The organism is Pseudomonas arvensis (genome assembly GCF_056688935.1).
Map to the genome: position 1 here is coordinate 5,184,407 of NZ_CP162038.1, position 26,889 is coordinate 5,211,295.

The window sequence follows — 26,889 nt, forward strand, 5'->3', positions numbered from 1 at the left end:
GGGGGCACTCCACGGGAGACGGGGTTTATGATGCAGATAATATGGAGAGTGCACAGCGCTGGGTAGCACTATTGATTGGGGTGATTAAGGGGTAAAAGCAGTGAGGTATTGGGCTGCTACCCAGCCCAGCGCGGGTGATGCGACGATTCGACAAACTCGCTCACCACACAAGCCCGCCGGCCAAAGGTTCAGCTCAGGGCTTTTTCGATGGCCTGGACGACTGCTGGATCATCCGGCGCTGTGCGCGGTGAGAAGCGCGCGAGCACGCGACCATCTTTACCGAGCAGGAATTTTTCGAAGTTCCAGGTGATATCCCCAGGAAATTCGGCGCCCTCACCTGCCAGCAAACGGTAGAGTTGGTGACGCTCCGGGCCGTTTACATCGAGCTTGCTGCCCAAGGGAAAAGTGACACCGTAGTTCAGGTCGCAGAACTTGCGGATTTCCTCTTCGGTACCCGGCTCCTGGCCGGCAAACTGGTTGCACGGCAGGCCCAGCACGGTAAATCCCTTGTTCTTGTACTGCTGATAGAGGTTTTCCAACGCCGCATATTGCGGGGTCAGGCCGCATTTGGAGGCCACATTGACCACCAGCACGACCTGCCCCTTGAAGGGCGCCAGTGGCAGCTCTTGTCCGTCCAAAGCTTTGAGTTTCAGGTCGTGGAAAGCACTCATGACGAACTCCAGATATCCCATATTCTTTACGTTGCGGCTCATCGAGATTACAACTCGCAAGCCTGCAATCATAGACGCCGATTACAAAACCCGCCTGCGGATTACTGAGCGGTCGGCCACGGCAAAATCGGAATCGCGGTCACGGCGTTCTGTGGGCTGCCTTCGATCAGGCGGTCGCTGTAGACCAGATACACCAGGGTGTTGCGCTTCTTGTCGAGGAAACGCACCACCTGCATGGTCTTGAACACCAGTGAGGTGCGCTCCTTGAACACTTCGTCGCCGTCCTTGAGCTCACCCTTGAAACGGATCGGGCCGACCTGGCGGCAGGCAATCGATGCTTCGGCACGGTCTTCGGCCAGGCCCAGGCCGCCCTTGACGCCGCCCGTCTTGGCACGGGACAAATAGCAGGTCACGCCGTCGACCTTGGGGTCGTCAAACGCTTCCACGACAATCCGGTCATTGGGGCCGACAAACTTGAACACCGTCGACACCTGGCCAATTTCTTCGGCCGAAGCCAGCAGCGGCGTCAGCAACAGCAGGCCCAGCGCGAACTTCACTAAACGCATCGTATATTCCTTTGGTTAAACCAGGATCAGGTTGTCGCGGTGAACCAGTTCCGGTTCGGCCATGTAACCCAATAGTCCGACAATCGCATCCGACGATTGTCCAATAATTTTCTGAGCTTCCAGGGCGCTGTAATTAGCCAGGCCGCGGGCGATCTCACGACCGTCGGGGGCCACGCACACCACCATTTCGCCACGGCGGAAACTGCCTTGTACCAGTTTGACGCCCACCGGCAGCAAGCTCTTGTTGCCTTGGGACAGCGCCGACACCGCGCCATCGTCCAGTACCAGGGTGCCACGGGTTTGCAGGTGACCGGCCAGCCACTGCTTGCGTGCCGCCAACATGCCGCGTTCCGGCGACAGCAGCGTGCCGATGCGCTCCCCAGCCTTTAGGCGATCCAGCACGCGCTCCAGGCGCCCACCGACGATGATGGTGTGTGCCCCGGACCGTGCAGCCAAGCGTGCAGCTCGCAGCTTGGTCTGCATGCCGCCACGGCCCAGGGCACCGCCGACACTGCCGGCCACGGCGTCAAGCGCCGGGTCATCGGCACGCGCTTCATAAATAAGCTGGGCATCAGGGTTGTTGCGCGGGTCGGCGTCGAACATGCCGTCGCGGTCGGTGAGGATCACCAACAGGTCGGCTTCCACCAGGTTGGCCACCAGGGCGGCCAGGGTGTCGTTGTCGCCGAAACGGATTTCGTCGGTGACCACGGTGTCGTTCTCGTTGATCACCGGGATGACCTTGAGCTCCACCAGTGCGCGCAACGTGCTGCGGGCGTTGAGGTAGCGCTTGCGGTCGGACAGGTCATCGTGGGTCAGCAGGATCTGCGCCGTGTGGCGGCCATGCTCGGCAAAGCTGGACTCCCATGCTTGCACCAGGCCCATCTGGCCGATGGCGGCAGCGGCTTGCAGTTCGTGCATCGCGCTGGGTCGCGCGGTCCAGCCGAGGCGGCTCATCCCGGCGGCTACCGCCCCGGACGACACCAGCACCAACTCGACGCCCGCTTCATGCAGGGCCACCATCTGCTCGACCCAAACGCTCATTGCTGCGCGATCCAGGCCTTTGCCATCCGCTGTCAGCAGCGCACTTCCGATCTTTACGACCCAGCGCTGCGCACCTGTCACTTTGCTCCGCATCATCTTCAACCTTAGATTGAGGGCTGCGCGACCCAGCGCGGCCCATAACGTTAAACCCGGATACTAAAACGCCGCTCTATAGAGAGCGGCGTTCAAGTTTACTGCAACGGATCAGTCACGCACGTAAATGATTTCCGGACCGTCTTCATCATCCACGTCTTCTTCGTCCCAATCGTCGTCGCCGATGTCATGGACCGACTTCACGCCGCTGCGGCGCAGGGCACGCTGGTCGTCCAGGGCTTGCAGCTGGGCGCGGGCTTCGTCTTCGATCTGCTGGTCGAGTTCGGCCAGTTCTGCCTTGAATACCGGGTCGGCGGCCAGGCGGTCGGCGCGGTCTTCGAGGTAGCGCATGATGTCGCGGGTCAGGCGCTCGGTGCCTTCTTTGGCGATGGCCGAGATCACGTAGACCGGACCGGTCCATTCCAGGCGGTCAACGATTTCCTTGACGCGCTCCTCGTGCTCTTCTTCGAGGATCTGGTCGCACTTGTTCAGCACCAACCAGCGATCACGCTCAGCCAGGGCCGGGCTGAACTTGGTCAGCTCGCTGACGATCACTTCGGCGGCGTCTGGTGCGCTGGTGTCATCCAGCGGCGCCATGTCGACGAGGTGCAGCAGCAAACGGGTACGGGACAAGTGCTTGAGGAAGCGAATCCCCAGGCCTGCGCCATCGGAAGCCCCTTCGATCAGGCCGGGAATGTCGGCGATCACGAAGCTTTTCCAGCGGTCGACGCTGACCACGCCCAGGTTTGGCACCAGGGTGGTGAACGGGTAGTCGGCGACTTTCGGCTTGGCGGCCGAGACCGAGCGGATGAAGGTACTTTTACCCGCGTTCGGCAGGCCCAGCAGGCCTACGTCTGCCAGTACTTTCATTTCCAGCTTGAGGTCACGCTGCTCGCCAGGCTTGCCCGGCGTGGTCTGGCGCGGTGCACGGTTGGTACTGGACTTGAATCGGGTGTTACCCAGACCGTGCCAGCCGCCCTGCACAACCATCAGCTTCTGGCCGGCCTTGGTCAGGTCGCCAATCACTTCCTGAGTCGCGGAGTCGATGATCGTGGTGCCGACCGGTACGCGCAGTACCAGGTCTTCACCTTTCTTACCGGTGCAGTCGGTGCTGCCGCCGTTGGAGCCACGCTCGGCATCGAAGTGCCGGGTGTAACGGTAGTCGACCAGGGTGTTGAGGTTCTCGTCGGCCATCATGTAGATGGAACCGCCGTCACCGCCGTCACCGCCGTTGGGGCCACCGTTTTCGATGAACTTTTCGCGACGGAAACTCATGCAGCCGTTACCGCCGTCGCCTGCTTTTACTCGGATGGAAACTTCATCAACGAACTTCATAACAAAACGCCTCTCGCCGCACGGACGAGCTTAAAAAACCAAGACATAAGACTCTTGCAAAAATGAGCGCAGCGACCTCAATCAGCGACCGCAAATCCAGCGCCGGAGCCCATCACAAACAGCTTTGCAAGAGACTCACCCCACAAACGAAAAAGCCCCGTCGCAAGACAGGGCTTTTCCAGCGATCTCGCAATTAAGCTGCGACAACGCTCACGTAACGGCGGTTGAACGCGCCTTTTACTTCAAACTTGATCACGCCTTCGATTTTCGCGAAGAGGGTGTGATCTTTACCCATGCCTACACCGTAACCGGCGTGGAATTGGGTGCCGCGCTGACGCACGATGATGTTGCCCGGAATGATTTTCTGGCCGCCATACATCTTAACGCCAAGGCGTTTGGCTTCTGAGTCGCGACCGTTACGGGTACTACCACCAGCTTTTTTGTGTGCCATGAGTCAATTCTCCTAGTGAGGAATTAGGCTGAAATTAAGCCTGAATACCGGTGATTTTGATCTCGGTGTACCACTGGCGGTGGCCCATACGCTTCATGTGGTGCTTACGACGACGGAACTTGATGATGCGGATTTTATCGTGACGCCCTTGGGAAATCACTTCAGCCACAACGGTAGCGCCAGCAACAACTGGAGCGCCGATGTTCACGTCATCGCCATTGGCGACCAACAGAACGCGATCAAAAGTAACGGATTCGCCAGTAGCGACTTCCAGTTTTTCGATCTTCAGGTATTCACCTGGGGCGACCTTGTATTGCTTGCCACCAGTAACAATTACTGCGTACGACATGGTATTTCTCCGATAATCCTGCTCACCCAGCTCTTTATAAGAAGAGGTATTGGCTGGCATGGCTGCATGGGATGGACGTCCCGAATGCAATTGCGTAAGGCAGGTGCTGCCCAGGAAGTTCAGGGTGCGCGATTGTACGCAAGGCAACGAGGCCTTGCAAGGGGCCGTCTATCGCGCCTTGACACTGCGGGGTCAGGGTCCTAGCATGCCGCGCAACCCTTCTGGAGCGACTGTCGCTGATGCAACCCCAAGCTTTCTACCGCGCGGTCGCGGACGATTTTAGCGCCGTCGACGGCATCATCAAGCAGCAGCTGACGTCTAAAGTGCCGCTGGTCTCCAAAATTGGCGACTACATTACGTCGGCGGGCGGTAAGCGCCTGCGTCCTTTATTAGTGTTGCTGTGTGGCAAGGCCCTGGGCCGCGAAGGCGATGACCTGCGCCTGCTGGCGGCCACCATCGAATTCCTGCACACCGCCACCCTGCTGCATGACGACGTGGTCGACATGTCCGGCATGCGCCGTGGTCGCGAGACCGCCAATGCCATGTGGGGCAACGCCCCGAGCGTGCTGGTGGGCGATTTCCTGTATTCGCGCTCGTTCGAGATGATGGTCGAACTGGGCTCGATGCCGGTGATGAAGATCCTGTCCCAGGCCACGCGCATCATCGCTGAAGGCGAAGTGTTGCAGCTGTCGAAGGTCCGCGACGCCAGCACCACCGAAGAAACCTACATGGAAGTGATTCGCGGCAAAACCGCGATGCTCTTCGAAGCCTCGACCCACAGTGCTGCGGCCCTGTGCGGTGCGACCGCCGAACAGGCCGAAGCCCTGCGTACCTTTGGTGATCACCTGGGCGTGGCCTTCCAACTGGTGGATGACCTGCTCGACTACAAAGGCGACGCCGAAACCCTGGGCAAGAACGTCGGTGACGACCTGGCCGAGGGCAAGCCGACCTTGCCGCTGATCTACACCATGCGCGAAGGTACGCCGGAACAGGCCGCCCTGGTACGCAAAGCGATCCAGAAAGGCGGGATCGAAGACCTGGAAAGCATCCGTGAGGCCGTAGAAGCTTCGGGCTCCCTGGAGTACACCGCACAGCTGGCGCGTGATTACGTGGCCCGTGCGATCCAGTGCCTGGAAGCCCTGCCTGCCAGTGAATACCGGGACGCCCTGGTTGAACTGAGTGAGTTTGCGGTCGCGCGTACTCACTAAGGCAGACCAATGTGGGAGGGGGGTTGCCCCCGATAGCGGTAGATCAGCCAGCCTCTGTATAGACTGGCACACCGTCATCGGGGGCAAGCCCCCTCCCACATTTAGATTTCATACAACCTGCAAGACTACAAAACCCTATATAATGTGCGACTTTTAGCCGTCCTGACCTTTAAGGAGCTTTAGTGAGCACGTTGCCACCCTGCCCGAAATGCAATTCCGAATACACCTACGAAGACGGCGCCCAGCTGATCTGCCCGGAATGCGCCCATGAATGGTCCGCCAATGGCGAGGCCGAAGTGGCCGGCGATGAAACCGTGAAGAAAGACTCTGTGGGCAACGTCCTGCAGGACGGCGACACCATCACCGTAATCAAGGACCTCAAGGTCAAGGGCACGTCCCTGGTGGTCAAGGTGGGCACCAAGGTCAAGAACATCCGTTTGTGCGACGGCGACCACGATATCGACTGCAAGATCGACGGTATCGGCCCGATGAAGCTCAAGTCCGAGTTCGTGCGCAAAGTCTGAATCCGCTGCATCCATCCCGCGCCCGCCGCGGGATGGCGTTTTGCCCTCCTTCCTGACCCACCTCAATATCCACACAGAAAAACCAACAAACTGCCAATAGACGCTTGCTATTCTACGAATAAGAATTATTCTCATTGAAACCCATCAAGGAGATGCACCATGACTTATTTGATAGATGCCTGGCTGGACCGCCCACACCCTTACCTGCGGATCCTGCATCGGGAAACCGGTGAAGTCTGTGCAGTGCTGGAAGAAGAAGCGCTGAATGAATTGCAGGACCAGGGTGACCTGGACGTCAACGGCCTGAGCTCAAGCGAACCCGGTGTGCTGAAGGAGGTGGTGCGTAATTTGTTTCTGTTCTGTTATGCCCGGGCGTTGCGCCCGGCGACGGAGCTCAATGGCAAGTTTCATCCATGAGCAAACGCGCAAAACACTGTTGGGGCGAACAGGTTCGCCCCAACAGGTAATCAGCAGGTCTTACAGAACGTCGAGCAGTTCGACGTCGAACACCAGCACGCTGTGCGGCGGAATGCTGCCAACGCCTTGAGCGCCGTAAGCCAGTTCGCTCGGCACGTACAGACGCCATTTGCTGCCGGCATTCATCAGTTGCAGGGCTTCGGTCCAACCGGCAATCACGCCGCCAACCGGGAATTCTGCTGGCTGGCCCCGCTCGTACGAGCTGTCGAACACAGTGCCGTCGATCAGGGTGCCGTGATAGTGGGTACGGACTTGATCTTCACGAGTCGGCTTGGCGCCTTCGCCGGCCGTCAGCACTTCAAATTGCAGGCCGGAAGCCAGGGTGGTGATGCCATCGCGCTTGGCGTTTTCAGCCAGGAAGGCCAGGCCAGCGCCAGCAGCGGCTTCAGCCTTGGCGGCTGCTTCGGCTTGCATGACTTCGCGGATCACCTTGAAGCTGGCAGCCATTTGCTCTTGGTCAACGCGGCTTGGCTTGCCAGCGAATGCGTCGGTCAGGCCAGCCAGGATTGCGTCAAGGTTTACGCCCGGTGGCGGGTTGTCGCGCAGTTGGTCGCCCAACTGACGGCCGATACCGTAGCTGACGCGGGTTTCGTCGGTGGACAGATTAACTTCGGACATGAAGAGGCTCCGCTGTAGGACAACGCGATTTCCCGCGCTGCCCGAAACTAAAAGGGCCCGCAGACTAGCACACAAGACCGCCCCTTGATGAGCCCTCAGTCGTGCTGCACACCGCTGGCGACCCTTCGTCGCCACATGGAATAAAACACCCTTCAGAATCAAGACCCGCCGCCGATACAGCGCTACACCTTGGCTGGCTCAAATAACAACACCGTCCAGCAAACAGACATCACTCTTGCGGAGCATTCGATGAATAGCTGGTTCGGTAACATAAGCGTCAACCTCAAACTGGGCCTGGGCTTCGGCCTGGTGCTTGTCCTCACCTCGATCCTGGCACTGACTGGCTGGACCAGCCTTGGCGGCCTGATCGACCGCAGCAACTGGATGAGCGACATCACCCAGCTCAACGCCTCGCTGACCAAACTGCGCATCGTGCGCCTTCAATACATGCTGGCCAACGGTGACGAAGCCGTGGCGCAAAACGTGCAGACCAGCCTCGATGCCTTCGCCGCCCAGCAGCAGAAACTGCTCGACAGTTTCAAGAGCCCGGAAAACCTCAAGCTGCTCAACGAGCAGAAAGCAGTCATCACCGCCTACCAGCAATCCCTGAACAAAATGCGCGAGGCTTACCGTAACGGCAATGCCTCTCGCCAGGTGATGGGCGACAAGGCCGACAGCGCCAACGCCCAGATCGACGCGCTGGAAGCCAGCGTCAAGCAGATGCCCGACAGCTCGGAGCATCTGGCCCAGTTCCAGGCCGTGGCCGAAGCCAAGATGCAATTCCAACTGGCCCGCTACGAAGTGCGCGGCTACACCGGCAACGTCAGCCCAGACACCGAAGCCCGCGCTGCCGCACAGATCGACAAAGCCATTGCCGGCTTGAAAGACCTCGGCGCCGCCGTTGGCGCCAGCCAGCAAAGCGCGCTGACCGCGCTGGAAACCGCTCTTGGCGCGTATCGCACGGCGGTGCAGAACTACAAGGCGGCCAACGCCAACATCGTTGCTGCCCGTGCTGAAATGACCACCCAAGGCGCTGATATCGTCACCATCAGCGACAAGCTCTACGATATCCAACTCAACCGCCGCGATGCCGAAAGCGCCCAGGCCCGCAGCCTGCAACTGATCAGCACCCTGCTGGCCCTGCTGGTTGGCATCATTGCCGCACTGGTCATCACCCGTCAGATCACCCGCCCGATCCAGGAAACCCTGGCCGTGGTGGAACGCATTGCCTCCGGCGACCTGAGCCACAACATCCAGGTGACCCGCCGCGATGAACTCGGCGTGCTGCAACAAGGCATCCAGCGCATGGGCACCACCCTGCGTGAGTTGATCAGCGGTATTCGTGACGGCGTGACCCAGATCGCCAGCGCCGCCGAGGAACTGTCGGCCGTGACCGAGCAGACCAGCGCCGGCGTGAACAGCCAGAAGATCGAGACCGATCAAGTGGCCACCGCGATGCATGAAATGACCGCCACCGTGCAGGAAGTCGCACGTAACGCCGAACAGGCTTCCCTGGCCGCTGCCGATGCCGACGGCCAAGCGCGCGCAGGCGACAAAGTGGTGGCCGAAGCCATCGCCCAGATCGAACGCCTGGCCGCTGAAGTGGCACGTTCCACCGACGCCATGAGCCACCTGCAACAAGAGAGCAACAAGATCGGCAGCGTGATGGACGTGATCAAGGCCGTCGCCGAACAGACCAACCTGCTAGCCCTCAACGCCGCGATCGAGGCGGCACGCGCCGGTGAAGCCGGTCGCGGGTTTGCCGTGGTCGCCGACGAAGTGCGCGGCCTGGCCCAGCGCACGCAAAAATCCACCGAAGAGATCGAAGGCCTGGTCGCCGGTTTGCAGAACGGCACCCAGCAAGTGGCCAACGTGATGAACAACAGCCGCAGCCTCACCGACAGCAGCGTGGAGCTGACGCGCAAGGCCGGTGTATCCCTGGAGAACATCACCCGGACAGTGTCGAACATCCAGTCGATGAACCAGCAGATCGCCGCCGCCGCCGAGCAACAAAGCGCCGTGGCCGAAGAGATCAGCCGCAGCATCGTCAATGTGCGCGACGTGTCGGAACAGACCGCCACCGCGAGTGACGAGACGGCGAAATCAAGTGTGGAACTGGCTCGTCTGGGCAGCCAGTTGCAGCAGATGGTCAGTCATTTCCGGGTTTAACAAACCAAAAAGCCGTCTCGGGATTAACCGAGGCGGCTCCACTTCTCAGACCTTACAGGTCATCAAAGCTGTCCCGCAGGAACTTCCATACGTGGTAAGCACGCAGGCAGTTCACTACGAGGTTCCAGGTACGTCGTGCAAATTTAGACATACTCGGCCCTCCGTGAGTTGGGCCTTACCTCCAGCGCACTTACCGGAACACGCGAGCCTTCGGACGCGGGTCAGCGCTTCCTGTGAGGCGGCCGGGCTAATGGGCCTCCCGCATTAATCCGGCACGGATTACTAGCCCGTGGCGGTTGGTCCAGAATTCGCGTGCACGCCCGGATCACCTCACATCGACGAACTTAGAACGGGGAGGAGCCTAACCAAAATCCCAGTCGAAGGTGTGACCAACGATGCTCAAACACCAGTATTGCTCGATAGATTCATTGCAAATTTTTACGGTGCAAAAAGGCAAGAGAAATCATCAAAACGATAATCCTCTGGCCTTGCGAGATGATATGAGCGGCGGTAGTATCCGCCTGTTGGTCAGCGCTTCCTGTGAGACCGCAACCCCAGCCGAAAACTGGGATTGCAATAAAAAACCGCCCTACTAAGGCGGTTTTTTATTGCCTGCGATTTGCCCTTCAGCCCTCACCTTCCTCGACAAACACCACCCGATTCCCAAACGGGTCCTTGATGCTCATCTCCCGCGAGCCCCACGGCGTTTCTTCAACACCGGGCTTGGCATAACGGTAGTCCTTCGCCTGCAATTGCTGCTGGTAGGCATCCACTCCCTGCGCCTGGATCCGCACCGCAGCCCCCGGCGAGGCATCGCCATGGTGCTCGGACAAATGCAGCACGCACTCACCCAACGACACTTGCAGGTACAGCGGGTAATTCGCTTCGAAACGATGCTGCCAATCGACCTTGAACCCGAGGAATTCCACATAGAATTCCAACGCCTTTGTCTCGTCGAAAATCCGCAGGATGGGGGTGACTTTTCCTAAGTGCATGGCAACCGCTCCGTGTAAAAGATCGCCCACTATAAAGACGAAAAACCGCGACGCAAATCCCCGCTGCGCGCAAGGAATCGCCCAGGGCGCTGACCGTTCGCCTGCCCGTCGCTGTAGCTCAGCACGCCATTGACCCACACCCCGTCAATGCCTTCTGCCGCCCGTTCCGGCATTTTAAAGTCCGCCATATCCCGCACCCGCAACGGATCAAACAACACCAGGTCGGCCCAATGCCCTTCACGAATGGCTCCGCGATCCGACAAGCCAAAGCGCGCTGCCGACAAGCCGGTCATCTTGTGCACCGCCGTATGCAGTGGAAACAACCCCACGTCACGGCTGAAATGCCCCAGCACCCGTGGAAACGCCCCCCACAAACGCGGATGGGGAAAGGGGTCTTCAGGCAACCCGTCCGAGCCTACCATCGACAACGGATGCGCCAGGATTCGCCGCACATCCGCCTCGTCCATCCCGTAATACACGGCGCCCGCCGGCTGCAGGCGGCGGGCGGCGTCCATTAATGAAACATTCCACTCGTCGGCGATAGCCTGTAGATCTCGCCCGCCCATGTCCGGATGGGGCGTGGACCACGTAATGGTGATGCGAAACGCGTCGGTCACCTGCTTCAAATCCAGGGTCGAAGAACTGGCCGCATAGGGATAGCAATCACACCCCACCGGATGGGTTTTCGCCGCCAGTTCCAGTGCGGCCAACAGCTGCGGACTGCGCCCCCAGTTCCCCGCCCCTGCACACTTGAGGTGGGAAATAATCACCGGTGCCTTGGCATGTCGGCCAATCTGAAACGCCTCGCCCATCGCCTCCAGCACCGGCTCGAATTCGCTGCGCAAGTGAGTGGCGTACACCGCACCGTAGGCCGTCAGTTCTTCACTGAGTTGCAGCACTTCATCGGTCTCGGCATTGAACGCGCTGGCGTAGGCCAGGCCTGTGGATAAACCGAGGGCGCCGGCTTCCAGACTCTCGTGCAGTTGCACCCGCATGGCGGCAATTTCATACGGTGTCGCAGTGCGATGCAGGTCGTCCATGTGGTTACTGCGCAGCGCTGTGTGGCCGATCAGCGCCGCGACGTTGACGGCTGGATGAGCGCTTTCCACGGCGCGGCGATAGTCGCTGAAACGCGGATACACAAACGCCGCAGCGCCACCCAGCAGGTTCATCGGGTCCGGCGGATCGCTGCGCAAACTGACCGGCGAGGCGCTGATGCCGCAGTTGCCGACAATCACTGTGGTCACGCCCTGACTGAGCTTGGGCAGCATCTGCGGGTGGCGTATCACCACGGTGTCGTCGTGGGTGTGCACATCGATAAAGCCTGGCGCCAATACGCGGCCGGTGGCGTCGATTTGATGCTCGGCCGTCGCAGCAGACAGATCACCGATTGTCTCGATACGCCCCTCGCGCACCCCCACATCCGCCACGTAACCCGGTGTGTTGCTGCCATCGATGATCAGCGCGTGGCGAATCAGCGTGTCGTACTTCATATCAGTCTCCAAGCGGCAGGCTACCGGGGCCGCCGCGATAATCGTCCAGGGCCAGTTTGATCCGGCGCAGGCGTTCCTGGTTAGCGTCCGGCAGGGCCAGCGCCAGCTCGGTAGCGAGCAGGTCGATGGCCAACAGCAGGCCATAGCGCGCTGCGGTGGGTTTGTAGATAAAACTGGTTTCGGCCGGTTGCAGGGGCAATACCACGTCCGCCAAACGCGCCAGAGGGGAATCGGCCAAAGTGATGGCGATGATGCGTGCGTCGTAGTTGCGCGCCAGCGCCACCACGTCCAGCAGTTCCGGCGTCAGGCCGGTCAACGAGCAGACGATCAGCGCATGTTCCGGGCCCAGCGTCGCAGCCGTGACGCGCATCATCACCGGATCGTGGCAAGCGGCAATCGGGTAGCCCAGGCGAACCAGGCGCACTTGTAACTCGTCGCTGCACAGGCTTGACGGGCCGCCCATGCCGAACGCATGGATCATCCGCGCCTTGCTCAGCAGGCTGACCGCATCGGCGAAACTGGCCTGGTCGAACCCCGATAAGTGCTGTCGCAACGTTGCCTCGATGTCCCCCAGAATCTGCCGATGAAACGCCGACTGTTCGGGCAACCCCGCCGGGTCCAGGAAACGACTGCCGACGCCACTGGCCTGGGCCAGTTGCAGGCGTAAATCGCGTAGGTCGCGGCAACCGACGCTGCGGGCAAATCGCGACAACGTTGCCGTACTGACCTCAGCCCGTTGGGACAACTCCTCCAGGCTGGCCGACGCCGCAAAACCGACGTCATCGAGCATCAGCTTGGCGATACGTCCTTCGCCGGCGCTGAAAGAAGCCTGGCGGGCGCGGATCTGGTAGAGGATGTCCATGGGGGCTCCAGGGTCAGAGGATGCAAGACAGACCGTACGTAAGACCGAAGGCGACCACCGAAATCAATGTCTCCAGCACGGTCCAGGTCTTGAAGGTCTGGATCACCGTCATATTGAAGTATTCCTTGATCAGCCAGAAGCCGCCGTCATTCACGTGGGAAAAAATCACCGAACCCGCACCGGTGGCCAGCACCAGTAATTCAGGGTGTGGATAACCCAAGCCCAGGGCGACGGGTGCGACCACGCCGGACGCGGTGGTCATCGCCACCGTGGCCGACCCGGTCGCAACGCGCATCAACGCTGCGAACAACCAGCCCATTACCAGTGGTGACAGGTGAAACGCATGGGCCAGGCCAAGAATTTCGTTGGTCACACCGGCGTCCACCAGGATGCGATTCAACCCGCCGCCCGCGCCCACCAGCAAGGTGATGCTGGCGGTCGGCGCGAGGCATTCGTTGGTGAACCTGAGGATCGATTCGCGGTTGAAGCCCTGGGCCAATCCCAACGTCCAGAAACTCACCAGGGTCGCCACCAGCAAGGCGATGACCGAGTTGCCGATAAACAGCAGGAATTGGTTGAAGCCGGTCCCCGGCGTGGAGATTACATTGGCCCAACCGCCAATCATCATCAGTACCACCGGCAACAGGATGGTGCCCATGGTCAGCGCGAAACTCGGCAAACGGGTGCGCGGTTCACGCTCGATAAACTGGCGCTCCAGCGGGTTTTCCGCCGGCAGGTGGATGTGCGGCACGATGAACTTGGCGTAAAGGGGGCCGGCAATGATCGCCGTGGGGATACCGATCAGAATCGCATACAGCACGGTCTGCCCCACCGACGCGTTATACGCCAGCACCGCCATCATCGCCGCCGGGTGCGGCGGCACCAGCGCGTGCACCACCGACAGGCCGGCGACCATCGGCAGGCCGACCATCAAAATCGACACGCCGACCCGTCGCGCCACGGTAAAGGCGATGGGCACCAGCAATACAAAACCCACCTCGAAAAACAGCGGCAGCCCCACCAGGAAGGCAATGCACACCATCGCCCAATGGGCATTGCGCTCGCCAAAACGGTTGATCAAGGTGCGCGCCACCTGCTCGGCGCCGCCGGACTCGGCCATCATCTTGCCGAGCATGGTGCCCAGCGCCACCACGAGCGCGATATGCCCCAGGGTCTTGCCGACACCCGCCTCATACGAGCCCATGATCGTGTCCGCCGGCATCCCGGCCATCAGCGCCAGGCCAATGGACACCAGGGTGATGACGATAAACGGGTTGAGTCGGTAACGTGCAATCAGCACGATCAAAGCAATGATGGCGATGGCAGCGTATGCCAACAGCCCGAAGCCCGGTGATGCGGCCATGCGGTACTCCTCGGAAAGGGTCACGTCGATTTGGTTGTGAAACTCATAAATCATTACCGAGGGGTGTTTTCAAATTTTATGAAAGTAAATTTCGCCCACAGACAAGCGCTGTCGCGTTGGGATATGCCCGACACCTGCGTATGAAAATTCAGAGGTTGTTCTTACATGAAGATCAGAGAACCGGAAACTCAACCCAGCCGGTTGAGTCATAGACTGCACATCCACTGTTGCCAGGAACATCGCCCATGATTCGCACGTCTCTCGCCGCCGGCGCCCTGCTTCTCGCCGTCTGCGGCGCGGCCACAGCCGCCGACAACCCAGCGCTGAAAAAATGCATGGACGGCGCCAACACCACCGCCGACATGGTTACTTGCAACGCCAAGCAAGCCAAGGTGCAGGACACGCGCCTGAACAAAGCCTACAAGATCGCCCTCGCCGCCCAGGAAGGTGCCCGCAAGCAGCAACTGCAAGACGTGCAGCGCCTGTGGATAAAGTACCGCGATGCCAACTGCGGGTTTATCGGCTCAGCCACCGGCGGCACCATCGATCAGGTCAATGGCACCGGCTGTGTGCTGGACATGACCCAGGCGCGCGCCCAGGAACTGGAAGACCTGGTCGGGCCGTGATCCCCCGCCACAGATGCTCCATCAGTCGTGATGCACCCGCGCCCGCTTGAGCAACTTCTTGCAGCGCTCCGACAAATGCAGCACCCGCAGATGCTTGCCGGCCTTGGTGTAGCGCTCGCGCAGGGTCATCAGCGCGGCAATCGCTGAATAGTCGACAAAACTCAGGTGACGGCAATCCAGCGTCACCTGCTCCGGGTCATTGGCCGGGTCGAACTGATTCAAAAACGGCGTAGTCGAGGCGAAGAACAAGGTGCCGTGCAGGCGATAGAGCTTGCTGCCGTCAGCTTCCTGGTGCTCATCGGCATACAACTCGCGGGCCTGTTGCCAGGCGAAGTTGAGCGCGGCGATCACGATACCGCACAGCACGGCGGTCGCCAGGTCGGTAAACACGGTAATCACCGTCACCGCGATAATCACCAGCACATCATTGAGCGGCACCTTGTTGATCACCCGCAGCGACGCCCAGGCAAAGGTCTGCTGGGACACCACGAACATCACCCCCACCAGCGCCGCCAGCGGGATCCGCTCGATCAGCGGTGACAGAAACAGAATGAACAGCAGGATCATCACCCCGGCAAACACCCCGGAAAAGCGCCCGCGCCCGCCGGAGCTGAGGTTGATCACGGTTTGCCCGATCATCGCGCAACCGCCCATGCCGCCGAACAGGCCCGAGACCATATTCGCCGCGCCCAATGCCACGCTTTCGCGGTCTGGGTAGCCGCGGGTTTCAGTGATTTCGTCGGTCAGGTTCAGGGTCAGCAGGGTTTCCAGCAGGCCGACCATGGCCATCAGGAACGCATAGGGCGCGATGATGCCGAGGGTTTCCAGGGTCCAGGGGATCTGCGGCAATGCAAAGGTCGGCAGGCCGCCGGCGATGTGGGCCATGTCACCGAGGGTACGGGTCGGCAGGCCAAGCAGGTACACCGTCAGGCCCACGCCGAGGATCGCCACCAACGCCGGCGGCACGGCGCGGGTCAGGCGTGGCAGCAGGTAGACGATGGCCATGGTCGCCGCCACCAACGCGGTCATCACATACAACGGCGTGCCGCTGAGCCAGGCTTCACCGCTCTTGAAATGCTCCAACTGCGCCAGCGCGATGATAATCGCCAGGCCGTTGACGAAGCCGAGCATCACCGAATGCGGCACCATGCGCACCAGCTTGCCCAGGCGCAGCAGGCCGAAGGCGACCATGATCAACCCGCCCAGCAGCACCGTCGCCAGCAGATACTCCACGCCGTGCTGCACCACCAACGCCACGATCACCACCGCCATCGAGCCCGCCGCACCGGAAACCATACCGGGCCGGCCGCCAAACAAGGCCGTCAGGGTGCAGATGATAAACGCGCCGTACAGGCCCATCAGCGGGTTGAGATGAGCCACCAGGGCAAAGGCGATGCATTCGGGCAGCAGCGCGAAAGACGTGGTGAGGCCGGCCAGGGCATCGGCGCGCAGACGGGTGAGGTTCATGAGGTACCAGGGAATTGCGGGGGATAAGGCAAGGGATGGTACGGAATTGATCAACTCGGGGCTAGTCTGGAAGAGCGAGTCGCCGCCATCGGGAGCAAGCCCCCTCCCACACTTGACCGCATTCCAATGTGGGAGGGGGCTTGCCCCCGATTGCAGCGACTCGGTCTCAAGCGAACCTCACACCCTCTCGCTGCAAATCCACTCAACGACCGACGTGCGCGTCTCAGCACGCATACCGCGCCAGCTTGGCCTGGATAAAGTCCAGGAAGCACTGAATACGCAACGCCAGTTGCGAGTTACGGTAGAACACCGCGTGGATCGGCTGGCGATAACCGCTGTTGAACGCCTCCAGCACTGGCACCAGCCGCCCGGCGTCGATGTCGGCGCTGGTCATGAAGTTCGACAGGCAACAAATGCCCTGCCCTTCCAACGCCAGCTGGCGCAAGGTTTCGCCGCTGGACGCGGCGATGCTCGGCTGGATCAGCCAGCGGTCGCCTTCCACATGGCGCAGCGGCCAGTGGTTGAGGGTTTCGGTCTGGGTGAAGCCGAGCAACGTGTGGTCGGCCAACTCGGCGACGGTCTGCGGCGCGCCGTACTGCTTGAGGTAGTCAGGGCTGGCGAGGATGTGCAGCGGTGTACACCCGAGGGCGCGCGCATACAGGGTCGAGTCGGCCAGAGCGCCGATGCGGATGGCAATGTCGGTGCTCTGTTCCAACAGGTCGATGATCAGGTCATCGCTGTTCAACTCCAGCTGGATCTCCGGGTACAGGCTGCGAAACTCGGCGATGTACGGCACGATCCCATGCAGCATGAACGGCACCGCGGCGTTGATACGCAGCCGGCCGGCCGGTTTTTTCTGGCGTGACGACAAGCGCTCTTCCAGCTCATCCATGTGCGCCAGGATCAGCTTGGCCTGTTCGAAGAAGTACTTGCCCTCTTCGGTCAGGTCCATGCGCCGCGTGGTGCGGTTGATCAGCGTGGTGTCGAGTTTGGCTTCCAGGCGCGACAAGGTACGACTGACCGCCGACGGCGTCTGCCCGACCTGCTCCGCCGCAGCGGAAATCGAGCCGCACTCGATCACGCTGACGAAGATCTGTAGCTCATCGGATCGGGCTTTCACGGGCGGTCCTCGTTATCGGTTCACCGCAGCTTACACCGAGAGGTTGAACACCTGCGCCAGATGCTGCTCGTAGCGCGCCACGTCCGCCTCGATGGCCGGGCGTTTCATCACATCCACGCACAGGAAAGTCGGCAGGCCGGTCATGCCGAGGAACTCGCTGGCCTTGTGGAACGGGAAGTACACCGCGTCCACGCCTTTGGCTTCGAAGAAATCGCTCGGGTCGTCGAAGGCTTGCTGCGGCGCGTTCCAGGTCAGTGAGAGCATGTACTGCTTGCCCTGGATCAGGCCGCCACTGCCGTATTTCTGCGAAGCATCGGAACGGGTGCGGCCGTCGCTGGCGTAGAGGCTGCCGTGGCCTTCGGTGAAGACTTCGTCGATGTACTTCTTGACGATCCACGGTGCGCCCATCCACCAGCCGGGCATTTGGTAGATGATCACGTCGGCCCAGAGGAATTTCGCGACTTCGTCGGCGACATCGTAGCCTTCGTCGATATGCGTGACTTTGACGTCGATACCGTTGCGGTCCAACAACGCCAGTGCGGTGTCATGCAAGGTGGTGTTGTAGCGGCCATCGGAGTGGGCGAACTTTTTGCCGCCGTTGAGCAGGAGTACTTTTTTCATGGGAGGGCATCCAGAAGTTGAAAATGTCTGGACGCAGACTATCGGCCCCAACCCTTCGGAATAAGCCGTGACCCCGCAAAATACCTTTGATCAAAAAGCACGAATCCAGCGAGCATTGTTAACCACCGATCAGCAGATGACCGCCCAGCAGCGCCATGCCGATGAAAAATACCCGCTTGAACAGCACCGCACTGATGCGCTGGCGCAGCACCTGGCCCAGCCACATACCCAGCAACGCCGGGACCAGCGCCAGCAGCGAGGCACTGACCTCACCGCCGCCCAAGGTACCGCGCCAGGCCAAGCCCGCCGCCAGCGCCAGGGTCGACACGGTGAACGACAGACCCAATGCCTGCACCAGTTGATCGCGATTCAAGCCCAGTGCTTGCAGATACGGCACGGCAGGAATCACGAACACGCCGGTGGCCGAGGTGATTACGCCGGTGATCAACCCACACAGCGGGCCCAACCAGCGTTCGGTTGACGGCTTGAGCTTGAAGGCGGGCAAAAACAATCCGCTCAGCGCATACACCAGCAACGCCGCGCCCAACGCCCGCACCACCCAGTGTCCGCCGTCCATGCCCAGCCACAGCGTGCCCAGCCCGGTACCGAGGAAAATCAGCAACAGCATCGGCCACAGGCGTTTGAGCAAGGCACTCAGGTGACCGCCGAATGCCAGTTGCCAGAGGTTGGTGACCGTTGAAGGAATGATCAGCAATGCCGCAGCCTGCGCCGGCAACATAGCCAGGCCGAGCATGCCCATGGCCACTGTCGGTAAGCCCAGACCGATGACCCCTTTGACCGTGCCGGCCAGCACAAAGGTGCCGATCACCAGCAGGGTCAAGGCGGGGCCGAGATTTTGGTAGAACGCGAGGAAGGTCGTCATGGGGGGATTGTGCGGGTTTGGATGTGCGCTGGAAATTCGCCATATACTGAGGCTGCCTCTTGTTTTGCGGGAGGCTGAAGGCCTCATCGAGAACCCCAGCCATGCACTTTGACCTCACCGACTTGCGCCTCTACCTGCACACCCTCGACACCGGCAACATCACCGCCGGCGCCAGCCGCAGCCATTTATCCCTGGCGGCGGCCAGCGCCCGCATCCGTGCGATGGAAGCGTCTTTTGGCATTGAACTGCTGGAGCGCGGCCGTCGTGGCGTTACCCCCACCGCCGCCGGTAAGGCTCTGGCCCGCCATGCGCGCCTGCTGCTGCAACAGGCCGAGCACCTGCAACAGGACCTGGCGGAATACGCCAACGGCATCAAAGGCCAGGTGCGCCTGCTGTGCAACACCACGGCGCTCAGTGAATACCTGCCGGAACTGCTGGCGGATTTTCTGCGCGAACACACCAACCTCGACATCGATCTGCAGGAATTGCCCAGCCTGCGCATCACCCAGGCTTTGCGCCAGGGCACGGCGGATCTGGGCATCATCTCCGATGCGGTGGATACCCACGGTTTGCAGACCCTGCCCTTTCGCGATGACCCACTGGTGCTGATCATGCCCCTGGATCATCCCTTGGCTGCCAGCCCGGTGAGTTTTATCGACAGCCTGCCACACGATTACGTCGGCCTCGCGGCCCACAGCGCACTGGCGGTGTACCTGGAAGAGCAAGCGCTGAACGCGGGGTTTCGCTTACACACGCGCATCCGCGCCGAGGGCTTTGATGGGGTGATTCGGATGGTCGCACGGGGCGCTGGCCTGGGCATCGTGCCCCAGGCCGCGCTGGATCGCTGGCCTTTGGAGCGCCACTTCCAGGCCCAGCCTCTGGCAGAAGACTGGGCCTGCCGACAGCTATTGCTGTGCACACGTTCGTTCGAACAACTGCCCGGTTACGCCAAAGCCTTGTTCGACGCCTTGGCCCTGCCCTTGCGGAAGAACCCGTAATACACCGCCGACAGAATCAGCAGGAACGGCACGCCAAACACCAACGTCATCTTGAACGCCTCGGTGAAATACGTGGTGATCATCACCGCGCCCATCAGCACCAGGCCCAGCAAGGTGCTGTAGGGAAACAGGCGCAGCTGGAATGAGAGCTTCGGCCCGCCGTGACGCTTGCGATAACGGCGGAAAAACAGGTGCGTGAGGAAGATCATGAACCAGGTGAAGATCGCGCCGAACATCGAGATCGCCATCATCAAGGTGAATGAGCTTTGCGGGTACACCACATTCAACAAGGTCGCCAGGGCAATGCCCGAACTGGACAGCAGCAGCGCATTCAGCGGGATGCCGCTTTTGCTCAGGGCGCCCATGGACTTGGGCGCGAAGCCGGCGCGGGACAAGCTGAACATCATGCGCGTGGTGATGTAGAGCTGGCTGTTCATCGCCGACAGCGCGGCAATCAGGATCACAAAGTTCATCACCCCGGTGGCGCCGGGAATGCCGATGGTCTGCATCACCGTGACGAACGGGCTCTGGGTCTGCCCGGCCTGGCTCCACGGCACGATGGCGAGCATCAGCGCCAGGGTCAGCAGGTAGAACACCACCAACCGCACGATGGTTGCGCGAAAGGCCTTCTTCACCGCCTGCTCCGGGTCGGCGGCTTCACCGGCAGCCACCGCGATCATCTCCACGCTGAGGTAGCTGAAGATCGACACAATCACCGCGATCCACATGCCGCTCAAGCCATGGGGGAAAAATCCGCCGTGTGCGGTGTAGTTCTGCACGCCGTAATCCGGGTTGCCGGAGCCGAACACCACGTACACGGCCAGGATGATGAAGCCGACAATGGCGCTGATCTTGATGGTGGAAAACCAGTATTCGAAGTTACCGAAGGTCTTCACGCTGATCGCATTGAGCACAATCAGCACACTGGAAAACGACACGATCCACACCCACTCCGGCACGTTGGCGAACCAGTACTTCATGTACATCGCCACCGCCGTGACCTCGGCGCCCACCGCCAGCACAATCGCCGCCCAGTACGCATAACGCACCAGGAACCCGGCCAGCGGGCTGATGTAGAACTCGGCGTAGGCGCCGAAGGAGCCCGAGGTGGAATGGGCCACCGTCATCTCTGCCAGACACCCCATCAGCAGCAAAGTGATCAGCGCGCCGATGGCGTAACTCACCAGCACACTCGGCCCGGCATAACCGATGGCATAGGCGCTGCCCATGAACAGCCCGGTGCCAATGGCACCACCGATGGCGATCATGCTCATCTGGCCGGAAGTCAGCTGGCGCCGCAGGCCCAGTTCGCGTTGGGTGATTTCGGCAAAGCCGGTGTCGGGTGTGGTCACGTTGGTGTGCCTCTTTATTATTGTGGTTGCACTGTTTGGATATTGTCGCGGATCCCTGTGGGAGGGGTTTAATCAGGTAACGCTGTGGCGCACTTTGAATTGCGGCTGGTCCCAGGTGTTTTCGTCGAGAATCTCACCGAGGATTTCCACGGCGTCCCACACCTCGGTAAAGCTCGTATACAACGGCGTAAACCCAAACCGCATAATCCGCGGCTCGCGGTAATCACCGATCACGCCACGGGCAATCAGGGCCTGGATCACCGCATAACCTTCAGGGTGCTCAAAGCTCACATGGCTACCGCGCCGCGCATGTTCACGCGGAGTGATCAACAGCAGGCCGTGCGCCGCGCAACGGGCTTCAACCAGCTCGATAAACAGGTCAGTCAACGCCAGAGATTTGCTGCGCAGGCTGGCCATATCGGTCTGTTCGAAAATCTCCAGGCCACACTCCACCATCGCCAGCGAAGTGATCGGCTGGGTGCCGCACAGGTAGCGCGCGATGCCGGCGCTCGGCGCATAGTTGGACTCCATGGCGAACTGCCGGGTATGCCCGAACCAGCCCGACAGTGGCTGACGCACCAAATCCACCAGCGCCGGGTTAACCCACACGAACGCCTGGGAGCCGGGGCCGCCATTGAGGTACTTGTAGGTGCAGCCAATCGCGTAATCGGCTCCCGCGTTGTGCAGGTCGATGGGCACCGCGCCTGCCGAGTGCGCCAAGTCCCAGATACTCAGCGCACCACATTCATGGCTCAAGGCAGTGAGCGCCTGCATGTCGTACATGTAGCCGGTCTTGTAGTTGACGTGAGTGAGCATCACCACCGCCACATCGCCGTCGATGGCCTGGGGCAGTTCATCCGGGCTGTTCACCAGACGCAGGGAGTAACCCTGTTGCAGCAACTCGGCCAGGCCTTCGGCGATGTACAGGTCGGTGGGAAAGTTGCTCGCTTCGCTGACGATCACCTTGCGCGCGGGTGCGCGTTGGCGCTGCACCGTCAGCGCCGCGCTGAGCACTTTGAACAGGTTGATGGAGGTGGTATCAGTGATCACCACTTCAGCGTCCCGCGCACCGATCAGCGGTGCCAGGCGATTGCCCAGCCGCTGTGACAAATCCGCCCAGCCCGCGCTGTTCCAACTGCGGATCAAGCCATTGCCCCACTCCTGCGCAATCACCTGTTGCGCCCGCGCCAGCGATGCCGCCGGGCGGGCGCCGAGGGAGTTGCCATCGAGGTAAATCACGCCCGCAGGCAAGGTGAACTGATTGCGCAACGGCGCCAGCGAATCCTGGGCGTCGAGGGCTTGGCAATGGCTTCGGGTGGTCATGGTCTGTCCTGGTTTTTATAAGTGAAGATGGACTAGATAATGAACGAAGATTTACAGAATTTTCGTGCAAAGTGGTGGGCAACCAGCTAATTAAGCTGTAGGAAATTCGAAGTTAACCCCCAAATACGCGGATTTATTCTAACCATGATTCTTGACGCCACCGACCTGCGCCTCCTGCATTTCCTGCAACAGGATGGCCGTATCAGCAACCAGGAACTGGCGGAAAAAGTCGCGCTGTCGCCCTCCGCCTGCCTGCGCCGTCTGCGCCTGCTGGAGAGCGAAGGCATCATCAGCGGCTACCGCGCGGTGCTGAACGCCGAACAATTGGGGATCGAGCTGGAAGCCATCGTCCACCTGTCGTTGCGCCAGGACGTGGAGGATTGGCATGAGACCTTTATCAAGAAGGTGCAGGGCTGGCCGGAAGTGGCCAGCGCCTATGTGATCACCGGCGCCAGCAACTATGTACTGCGGGTACAGGCGCGCAACCTCAAGCACTTCTCGGACTTTATCGTGAACCACCTGAACCGCACGGCGGGGGTGATGGATATACGCTCGGAGATTGTGTTGCAGAAGATCAAGGATCGGGATGAGGTGTTGAATTTGGTGCTGCGCAAATAACTGAAACACCATAAATCCAATGTGGGAGGGGCGGTGCGACGATTCGACTTGCCCCCGATAGCAGTGTGACAGTCACTGAATATTTGGCTGATGCACCGCCATCGGGGCATGGGTATCTACACAACTCTCAAAGGCTTATACATAACTCTGTGGTGAGCGGGCTTGTCCCGCTCACCACAACAGCCCAGTTGCCATAGATTCAGCATCCACGGGAAGTTGTGTAGATACCTATGCCCATCGGGGGCAAGCCCCCTCCCACAATTTTGACCGCATTTAGTCTTCGAGGGCACGAACCCGCTGCATGCGTTTCTGTTCTATCGGCGCGTCAGCCACCTGCAATTCAAAGTCAAAATCAATCTGCGCAAACCGCCCTTGCACACCAAACTCCCGCGCCAGTTGCTGATCGTCACTGAAGCGAATTTCAGCAATCAATTCATCCCGCGTCGCGTAGGCGAAGTCATCGTGCAGGTAAGGATCGTCCGACAGGTTGATCTGGGTGGTCAGGTGCCGGTGGCCCGGCGCCGAGATAAAGAAGTGGATATGCGCCGGCCGCTGCCCATGACGCCCGAGCTGATCAAGCAGTTGCTGGGTCGGCCCGGTCGGCGGACAGCCGTAGCCGGACGGCACGATGCTGCGAAAACGGTAGTTGCCCTGGGCGTCAGTCTCGATGCGGCGGCGCAGGTTGAACTCCGACTGAGCGGGATCAAACCACGAATAAGTGCCGCCGGTGTTGGCCTGCCATACGTCCACGATCGCCCCGGCCAACGGCTTGCCGTCGGTGTCGCGCACCTGCCCGCGCATGAACAGCGGCACCGCCGCATCTGTCCCATCATCCAGGCGCGCTTCGTACGTGGACAGCGGCGCACCGGCCACATACAGCGGGCCTTCGATGGTGCGCGGGGTGCCGCCGGATTTGCCGGCTTCTTCGTCGGCGGCGTCCATCAACAGGTCCAGGTAGTGTTCCAGGCCCAGCCCGGCGGCGAGCAGCCCGGCTTCCTGATTCTTGCCCAGCTCGTTGAGGTAGTTGACCGCCTTCCAGAACTCTTCAGGGGTCACGTCCAAGTCTTCGATGATGTTCACGGTGTCGCGCAAAATCCGGTAGATCAGCGCTTTGGTGCGCGGGTTACCGCCGTCATTGAGGTTGCCGCTGGCTTCTTCGAGAAACCGTTGGGCGTGGGCAGTCTGGGACAGTCGGGTGGACATGGTGCAATCCTCATCTTGTAATTATTGGGTGTGGAGCAGGCTCAACGGTCGTCCTCATGGATCGACGAAGGGTGTCGGCACAGGGCGTTCACTTCGATGGCCATGTAGGGATAAAGCGGCAGTTGCATCAGCAGGTCGTGCAGTTCTTGCACGCTGTCGACGTCGAACACGCTGTAGTTGGCGTAGAGCCCGGCGATGCGCCACAGGTGGCGCCATTTGCCCTGCTGCTGCAGGCGCTGCGCCAGGGCTTTTTCGTCGGCCTTGAGGCTGGCGGCGCGCTCGGGGTTCATGTCGACGGGCAGGTTCACGGTCATTTTTACGTGGAACAACATGGCAGGCGCCTCTTAGTGTTTATCACGACGCAAGAACGCCAGGCGCTCCTCGTCGATGGCCAGGCCCAAGCCCGGCGCGTGGGAAACATGCAGCTGGAAATCGCGGTACACCGGCGGTTCGGTGAGGATGTCTTCGGTGAGCAGCAGCGGGCCGAATAGTTCGGTGCCCCACGCCAATTTGTCGAGAGTCAGGAACGCATGGGCCGAGGCCAGGGTGCCGATGCCGCCTTCCAGCATGGTCCCGCCGTACAGACCAATACCGGCGGCTTCGGCAATCGCCGCCGTGCGTAACACCGCACGTGGGCCGCCGTTCTTGGCGATCTTGAGGGCGAATACCGACGCCGCGCCTTCACGGGCCAGGTTGAAGGCATCCTCGACACACTCGATGGACTCATCCGCCATGATCGGCGCCGGGCTCGACAGGTTCAGCCGCGCCATGCCGCCACGGTTGTTGCGCGAGATCGGTTGTTCGATCAGGTCGATACCGTTGTCGCCCAGTACCTTGCAGGCCCGCAGCGCGACGGCTTCATCCCAGGCCTGATTGACGTCGACGCGCACACTGGCGCGCTCGCCCAAAGCCTTTTTGATCGCAATCACATGGGCCAGGTCGCGGCCTACTTCGCCTGCGCCAATCTTCAGTTTGAAGATGCGGTGGCGGCGCAGGTCGAGCATCTTTTCAGCCTCGGCAATGTCTTGCTCGGTGTTGCCACTGGCCAAGGTCCAGGCCACCGGCAGCGCGTCACGCACGCGACCGCCGAGCAGCTCGCTCACCGGCAGGTTCAGGCGCTTGCCCAGCGCATCGAGCAACGCACTTTCAAGCCCGGATTTGGCAAAGGTATTACCGCGAATACTGCGCTCCAGGCGCAACATGGCGGCGTTGATGTTGCTGGCGTCCTGGCCGATCAACAGCGGCGCAAAGTGGCGGTCGATGTTGATCTTGATGCTGTCGGGGCTTTCGTTGCCGTAGCTCAAGCCGCCGATGGTGGTGGACTCACCGATGCCTTCGATGCCATCGGCGCAACGCACGCGGATGATCACCAGGGTCTGGTTTTGCATCGTGTGCATTGCCAGCTTGTGCGGGCGGATGGTGGGGAGGTCGACGATGATGGTCTCGATCGACTCAATGGCGCAAATCGGCATGGCAATACCCGTTGGGTTCTTTATAGGTTTGCGCTGATTCTGTTCCCGGTCTTTCCAGGGGGCCAATATAGAATTAGTCTCGAACAATACTCTTAAGGTATGAAAGGAGCCGTTATGGAGCTGCGTCATCTGCGCTATTTCCAGGTGCTGGGCGAAACCCTCAACTTCACCCGCGCCGCCGAACGCCTGCACATCGCCCAGCCGCCGTTGAGCCGGCAGATCCAGCAATTGGAGGATGAGCTGGGCGTGATTCTGCTTGAGCGCGGCCGACCGCTGCGGCTGACCGAAGCCGGGCGGTTTTTCTATGAGCACGCCAATCTGTTGCTGGAACAGTTGAACAAGGTCTGCGACAGCACCCGGCGCATCGGCCAGGGTGAAAAGACCTGGCTGGGCATCGGTTTTGCGCCCTCGACCTTGTATGGCGTGTTGCCCGAGCTGATCCGCCGCCTGCGCAGCCATGAGGCGCTGGAGCTGGAATTGGGCCTGTCGGAGATGACCACCTTGCAGCAGGTCGAAGCGCTCAAGGCCGGGCGCATTGATGTGGGGTTCGGGCGTATCCGCATCGACGACCCGGCCATCGACCAGCGCGTACTGGTGGAGGATCGGCTGGTGGCGGTGCTGCCTGCCGGGCATCCGCTGCTCACCGCCCCCGTCACCCTCGCCCAACTGGCCGCCGAGCCCTTTGTGCTGTACCCCGGCAACCCGCGCCCCAGTTATGCCGACCATGTGATCGCCCTGTTCGACACCCACGGCTTGAGCCTCAAGGTGGCGCAGTGGACCAACGAGCTGCAGACCGCGATTGGCTTGGTCGGCGCGGGCATGGGCGTGACGCTGGTGCCCGCCTCGGTGCAGGTGCTGCATCGGGCGGACATCGGTTACACGCCGATTGTGGAAACCACAGCGACCTCGCCGATTATTCTCAGCCGAAGGGTGAATGATCAGTCGCCGGGGCTCAGGCATTGTTTGCAGTTGGTTGAAGAGCTGATCTGAA

At 60.8% G+C, this 26,889-nt stretch carries 29 protein-coding genes and 1 pseudogene; 10 read left to right on the forward strand and 20 right to left on the reverse strand.

The genetic code is table 11. The annotated features are described in order from the left end of the window. Window positions 1-188: 188 nt before the first annotated feature. From AB3G88_RS23530 to rplU, 6 genes are all read right to left on the reverse strand, one after another. Window positions 189-671 (reverse strand): glutathione peroxidase, encoded by a 483-nt coding sequence (locus AB3G88_RS23530; protein WP_480451889.1) that lies wholly within the window; start codon window positions 669-671, stop codon window positions 189-191. Window positions 672-772: 101 nt separating this feature from the next. Continuing rightward, window positions 773-1,237, reverse strand: coding sequence for a CreA family protein (locus AB3G88_RS23535; protein ID WP_099587254.1), 465 nt, complete (start codon window positions 1,235-1,237; stop codon window positions 773-775). Window positions 1,238-1,252: 15 nt separating this feature from the next. Then, the gene (gene proB, locus AB3G88_RS23540) at window positions 1,253-2,371 is read right to left on the reverse strand and encodes a glutamate 5-kinase (protein WP_026013771.1); all 1,119 of its coding nucleotides are present in this window, start codon (window positions 2,369-2,371) and stop codon (window positions 1,253-1,255) included. A gap of 111 nt (window positions 2,372-2,482) precedes the next feature. After that, window positions 2,483-3,706 carry an Obg family GTPase CgtA gene (cgtA, locus tag AB3G88_RS23545; protein ID WP_015885843.1) on the reverse strand — a complete coding sequence of 408 codons (1,224 nt, stop codon included), beginning with the start codon at window positions 3,704-3,706 and terminating at the stop codon, window positions 2,483-2,485. 193 nt (window positions 3,707-3,899) lie between these two features. Continuing rightward, window positions 3,900-4,157: a 50S ribosomal protein L27 gene (gene rpmA / locus AB3G88_RS23550; protein WP_003176049.1), complete on the reverse strand. Its 258-nt coding sequence runs from the start codon at window positions 4,155-4,157 to the stop codon at window positions 3,900-3,902. A 34-nt stretch (window positions 4,158-4,191) separates the two neighbouring features. Then, window positions 4,192-4,506, reverse strand: a complete 315-nt coding sequence (rplU, locus tag AB3G88_RS23555) for a 50S ribosomal protein L21 (protein WP_026014348.1) — start codon at window positions 4,504-4,506, stop codon at window positions 4,192-4,194. Between the two features lie 239 nt (window positions 4,507-4,745). Between rplU and AB3G88_RS23560 the strand changes: the two genes are divergently transcribed. The 3 genes from AB3G88_RS23560 to AB3G88_RS23570 all read left to right on the forward strand — a co-directional run bounded on the left by AB3G88_RS23560 (window position 4,746) and on the right by AB3G88_RS23570 (window position 6,655). After that, a complete protein-coding gene (locus AB3G88_RS23560; protein WP_112196723.1) occupies window positions 4,746-5,714 on the forward strand; it encodes a polyprenyl synthetase family protein in 969 nt (322 codons plus the stop codon). Window positions 5,715-5,896: 182 nt separating this feature from the next. After that, window positions 5,897-6,238 carry a zinc ribbon domain-containing protein YjdM gene (locus AB3G88_RS23565; protein ID WP_003230858.1) on the forward strand — a complete coding sequence of 114 codons (342 nt, stop codon included), beginning with the start codon at window positions 5,897-5,899 and terminating at the stop codon, window positions 6,236-6,238. Between the two features lie 159 nt (window positions 6,239-6,397). Then, window positions 6,398-6,655: a PA4570 family protein gene (locus tag AB3G88_RS23570; RefSeq protein ID WP_003194088.1), complete on the forward strand. Its 258-nt coding sequence runs from the start codon at window positions 6,398-6,400 to the stop codon at window positions 6,653-6,655. 60 nt (window positions 6,656-6,715) lie between these two features. On the opposite strand, the gene bamJ is transcribed toward AB3G88_RS23570, so the two are convergent. Next, a complete protein-coding gene (bamJ, locus tag AB3G88_RS23575) occupies window positions 6,716-7,333 on the reverse strand; it encodes a BamJ family beta-barrel-assembly machinery protein (RefSeq protein WP_099587252.1) in 618 nt (205 codons plus the stop codon). Between the two features lie 384 nt (window positions 7,334-7,717). Here bamJ and AB3G88_RS23580 point away from each other — a divergent pair. The 3 genes and pseudogenes from AB3G88_RS23580 to AB3G88_RS23590 form a co-directional block, all read left to right on the forward strand. Next, window positions 7,718-8,647, forward strand: a pseudogene (locus tag AB3G88_RS23580) (methyl-accepting chemotaxis protein); the annotation flags it as partial. Then, window positions 8,639-9,502 carry a methyl-accepting chemotaxis protein gene (locus tag AB3G88_RS23585; protein WP_371260691.1) on the forward strand — a complete coding sequence of 288 codons (864 nt, stop codon included), beginning with the start codon at window positions 8,639-8,641 and terminating at the stop codon, window positions 9,500-9,502. The pseudogene AB3G88_RS23580 and the gene AB3G88_RS23585, both read left to right, overlap by 9 nt. A gap of 395 nt (window positions 9,503-9,897) precedes the next feature. Then, entirely contained in the window at window positions 9,898-10,098 is a 201-nt protein-coding gene (locus AB3G88_RS23590; RefSeq protein ID WP_480451892.1) for a hypothetical protein, read from the forward strand. 30 nt (window positions 10,099-10,128) lie between these two features. Here the strand turns inward: AB3G88_RS23590 and AB3G88_RS23595 are convergent, their stop codons facing one another. Genes AB3G88_RS23595 through AB3G88_RS23610 form a run of 4 tightly spaced genes read right to left on the reverse strand, consistent with a single transcriptional unit; the run spans window position 10,129 to window position 14,215 of the window. Next, window positions 10,129-10,497: a glyoxalase superfamily protein gene (locus AB3G88_RS23595; protein WP_158878359.1), complete on the reverse strand. Its 369-nt coding sequence runs from the start codon at window positions 10,495-10,497 to the stop codon at window positions 10,129-10,131. A 29-nt stretch (window positions 10,498-10,526) separates the two neighbouring features. Next, the gene (locus tag AB3G88_RS23600; protein WP_480451894.1) at window positions 10,527-11,990 is read right to left on the reverse strand and encodes an N-acyl-D-amino-acid deacylase family protein; all 1,464 of its coding nucleotides are present in this window, start codon (window positions 11,988-11,990) and stop codon (window positions 10,527-10,529) included. Window position 11,991: 1 nt separating this feature from the next. Next, on the reverse strand, window positions 11,992-12,852 hold the full coding sequence (locus AB3G88_RS23605; RefSeq protein WP_099587248.1) for a MurR/RpiR family transcriptional regulator: 861 nt from the start codon (window positions 12,850-12,852) through the stop codon (window positions 11,992-11,994). A 13-nt stretch (window positions 12,853-12,865) separates the two neighbouring features. Continuing rightward, on the reverse strand, window positions 12,866-14,215 hold the full coding sequence (locus tag AB3G88_RS23610) for a GntT/GntP/DsdX family permease (protein WP_244653895.1): 1,350 nt from the start codon (window positions 14,213-14,215) through the stop codon (window positions 12,866-12,868). A gap of 245 nt (window positions 14,216-14,460) precedes the next feature. On the opposite strand from AB3G88_RS23610, the gene AB3G88_RS23615 reads away from it, so the two are divergent. Then, on the forward strand, window positions 14,461-14,841 hold the full coding sequence (locus tag AB3G88_RS23615; RefSeq protein ID WP_099587246.1) for a lysozyme inhibitor LprI family protein: 381 nt from the start codon (window positions 14,461-14,463) through the stop codon (window positions 14,839-14,841). A gap of 21 nt (window positions 14,842-14,862) precedes the next feature. Here AB3G88_RS23615 and AB3G88_RS23620 read toward each other — a convergent pair whose 3' ends face one another. From AB3G88_RS23620 to AB3G88_RS23635, 4 genes are all read right to left on the reverse strand, one after another. Next, window positions 14,863-16,308, reverse strand: coding sequence for a SulP family inorganic anion transporter (locus AB3G88_RS23620; RefSeq protein ID WP_112196729.1), 1,446 nt, complete (start codon window positions 16,306-16,308; stop codon window positions 14,863-14,865). A gap of 223 nt (window positions 16,309-16,531) precedes the next feature. Further along, window positions 16,532-17,428, reverse strand: a complete 897-nt coding sequence (locus tag AB3G88_RS23625) for a LysR substrate-binding domain-containing protein (RefSeq protein ID WP_480451897.1) — start codon at window positions 17,426-17,428, stop codon at window positions 16,532-16,534. A 30-nt stretch (window positions 17,429-17,458) separates the two neighbouring features. Continuing rightward, a complete protein-coding gene (gene mdaB / locus AB3G88_RS23630) occupies window positions 17,459-18,049 on the reverse strand; it encodes an NADPH:quinone oxidoreductase MdaB (protein WP_480451899.1) in 591 nt (196 codons plus the stop codon). Window positions 18,050-18,167: 118 nt separating this feature from the next. Further along, window positions 18,168-18,932 carry a sulfite exporter TauE/SafE family protein gene (locus AB3G88_RS23635; RefSeq protein ID WP_191948331.1) on the reverse strand — a complete coding sequence of 255 codons (765 nt, stop codon included), beginning with the start codon at window positions 18,930-18,932 and terminating at the stop codon, window positions 18,168-18,170. A 101-nt stretch (window positions 18,933-19,033) separates the two neighbouring features. Between AB3G88_RS23635 and AB3G88_RS23640 the strand changes: the two genes are divergently transcribed. Next, window positions 19,034-19,930, forward strand: coding sequence for a LysR family transcriptional regulator (locus tag AB3G88_RS23640; RefSeq protein WP_480451901.1), 897 nt, complete (start codon window positions 19,034-19,036; stop codon window positions 19,928-19,930). On the opposite strand, the gene AB3G88_RS23645 is transcribed toward AB3G88_RS23640, so the two are convergent. Beyond that, on the reverse strand, window positions 19,876-21,282 hold the full coding sequence (locus tag AB3G88_RS23645; protein ID WP_099587240.1) for an amino acid permease: 1,407 nt from the start codon (window positions 21,280-21,282) through the stop codon (window positions 19,876-19,878). The genes AB3G88_RS23640 and AB3G88_RS23645 overlap by 55 nt on opposite strands. 72 nt (window positions 21,283-21,354) lie before the next feature. Beyond that, entirely contained in the window at window positions 21,355-22,605 is a 1,251-nt protein-coding gene (gene kynU / locus AB3G88_RS23650; RefSeq protein WP_480451903.1) for a kynureninase, read from the reverse strand. A gap of 144 nt (window positions 22,606-22,749) precedes the next feature. Between kynU and AB3G88_RS23655 the strand changes: the two genes are divergently transcribed. Next, a complete protein-coding gene (locus tag AB3G88_RS23655; protein WP_480451905.1) occupies window positions 22,750-23,223 on the forward strand; it encodes an Lrp/AsnC family transcriptional regulator in 474 nt (157 codons plus the stop codon). 273 nt (window positions 23,224-23,496) lie between these two features. Here AB3G88_RS23655 and catA read toward each other — a convergent pair whose 3' ends face one another. From catA to AB3G88_RS23670, 3 genes are read right to left on the reverse strand one after another with little or no spacing between them, the layout of a single operon-like run. Next, window positions 23,497-24,426: a catechol 1,2-dioxygenase gene (catA, locus tag AB3G88_RS23660; RefSeq protein WP_099587238.1), complete on the reverse strand. Its 930-nt coding sequence runs from the start codon at window positions 24,424-24,426 to the stop codon at window positions 23,497-23,499. A 41-nt stretch (window positions 24,427-24,467) separates the two neighbouring features. Beyond that, entirely contained in the window at window positions 24,468-24,758 is a 291-nt protein-coding gene (catC, locus tag AB3G88_RS23665) for a muconolactone Delta-isomerase (RefSeq protein ID WP_112196736.1), read from the reverse strand. Window positions 24,759-24,770: 12 nt separating this feature from the next. Continuing rightward, complete coding sequence (locus tag AB3G88_RS23670) at window positions 24,771-25,898, reverse strand: muconate cycloisomerase family protein (RefSeq protein ID WP_112196737.1); 1,128 nt, start codon at window positions 25,896-25,898, stop codon at window positions 24,771-24,773. Window positions 25,899-26,012: 114 nt separating this feature from the next. Between AB3G88_RS23670 and AB3G88_RS23675 the strand changes: the two genes are divergently transcribed. Then, window positions 26,013-26,888, forward strand: a complete 876-nt coding sequence (locus AB3G88_RS23675) for a LysR family transcriptional regulator (RefSeq protein WP_480451908.1) — start codon at window positions 26,013-26,015, stop codon at window positions 26,886-26,888. Window position 26,889 lies beyond the last annotated feature (1 nt).

What these genes read in the sequence shown, in the direction of transcription:
- AB3G88_RS23530 (WP_480451889.1), bottom strand. Translation starts at nt 671, where the DNA reads ATGAGTGCTTTCCACGACCTGAAACTCAAAGCTTTGGACGGACAAGAG.
- AB3G88_RS23535 (WP_099587254.1), bottom strand. Translation starts at nt 1,237, where the DNA reads ATGCGTTTAGTGAAGTTCGCGCTGGGCCTGCTGTTGCTGACGCCGCTG.
- proB (WP_026013771.1), bottom strand. Translation starts at nt 2,371, where the DNA reads ATGCGGAGCAAAGTGACAGGTGCGCAGCGCTGGGTCGTAAAGATCGGA.
- cgtA (WP_015885843.1), bottom strand. Translation starts at nt 3,706, where the DNA reads ATGAAGTTCGTTGATGAAGTTTCCATCCGAGTAAAAGCAGGCGACGGC.
- rpmA (WP_003176049.1), bottom strand. Translation starts at nt 4,157, where the DNA reads ATGGCACACAAAAAAGCTGGTGGTAGTACCCGTAACGGTCGCGACTCA.
- rplU (WP_026014348.1), bottom strand. Translation starts at nt 4,506, where the DNA reads ATGTCGTACGCAGTAATTGTTACTGGTGGCAAGCAATACAAGGTCGCC.
- AB3G88_RS23560 (WP_112196723.1), top strand. Translation starts at nt 4,746, where the DNA reads ATGCAACCCCAAGCTTTCTACCGCGCGGTCGCGGACGATTTTAGCGCC.
- AB3G88_RS23570 (WP_003194088.1), top strand. Translation starts at nt 6,398, where the DNA reads ATGACTTATTTGATAGATGCCTGGCTGGACCGCCCACACCCTTACCTG.
- bamJ (WP_099587252.1), bottom strand. Translation starts at nt 7,333, where the DNA reads ATGTCCGAAGTTAATCTGTCCACCGACGAAACCCGCGTCAGCTACGGT.
- AB3G88_RS23585 (WP_371260691.1), top strand. Translation starts at nt 8,639, where the DNA reads ATGGGCACCACCCTGCGTGAGTTGATCAGCGGTATTCGTGACGGCGTG.
- AB3G88_RS23590 (WP_480451892.1), top strand. Translation starts at nt 9,898, where the DNA reads ATGCTCAAACACCAGTATTGCTCGATAGATTCATTGCAAATTTTTACG.
- AB3G88_RS23595 (WP_158878359.1), bottom strand. Translation starts at nt 10,497, where the DNA reads ATGCACTTAGGAAAAGTCACCCCCATCCTGCGGATTTTCGACGAGACA.
- AB3G88_RS23600 (WP_480451894.1), bottom strand. Translation starts at nt 11,990, where the DNA reads ATGAAGTACGACACGCTGATTCGCCACGCGCTGATCATCGATGGCAGC.
- AB3G88_RS23605 (WP_099587248.1), bottom strand. Translation starts at nt 12,852, where the DNA reads ATGGACATCCTCTACCAGATCCGCGCCCGCCAGGCTTCTTTCAGCGCC.
- AB3G88_RS23610 (WP_244653895.1), bottom strand. Translation starts at nt 14,215, where the DNA reads ATGGCCGCATCACCGGGCTTCGGGCTGTTGGCATACGCTGCCATCGCC.
- AB3G88_RS23615 (WP_099587246.1), top strand. Translation starts at nt 14,461, where the DNA reads ATGATTCGCACGTCTCTCGCCGCCGGCGCCCTGCTTCTCGCCGTCTGC.
- AB3G88_RS23620 (WP_112196729.1), bottom strand. Translation starts at nt 16,308, where the DNA reads ATGAACCTCACCCGTCTGCGCGCCGATGCCCTGGCCGGCCTCACCACG.
- mdaB (WP_480451899.1), bottom strand. Translation starts at nt 18,049, where the DNA reads ATGAAAAAAGTACTCCTGCTCAACGGCGGCAAAAAGTTCGCCCACTCC.
- AB3G88_RS23635 (WP_191948331.1), bottom strand. Translation starts at nt 18,932, where the DNA reads ATGACGACCTTCCTCGCGTTCTACCAAAATCTCGGCCCCGCCTTGACC.
- AB3G88_RS23640 (WP_480451901.1), top strand. Translation starts at nt 19,034, where the DNA reads ATGCACTTTGACCTCACCGACTTGCGCCTCTACCTGCACACCCTCGAC.
- kynU (WP_480451903.1), bottom strand. Translation starts at nt 22,605, where the DNA reads ATGACCACCCGAAGCCATTGCCAAGCCCTCGACGCCCAGGATTCGCTG.
- AB3G88_RS23655 (WP_480451905.1), top strand. Translation starts at nt 22,750, where the DNA reads ATGATTCTTGACGCCACCGACCTGCGCCTCCTGCATTTCCTGCAACAG.
- catA (WP_099587238.1), bottom strand. Translation starts at nt 24,426, where the DNA reads ATGTCCACCCGACTGTCCCAGACTGCCCACGCCCAACGGTTTCTCGAA.
- catC (WP_112196736.1), bottom strand. Translation starts at nt 24,758, where the DNA reads ATGTTGTTCCACGTAAAAATGACCGTGAACCTGCCCGTCGACATGAAC.
- AB3G88_RS23670 (WP_112196737.1), bottom strand. Translation starts at nt 25,898, where the DNA reads ATGCCGATTTGCGCCATTGAGTCGATCGAGACCATCATCGTCGACCTC.
- AB3G88_RS23675 (WP_480451908.1), top strand. Translation starts at nt 26,013, where the DNA reads ATGGAGCTGCGTCATCTGCGCTATTTCCAGGTGCTGGGCGAAACCCTC.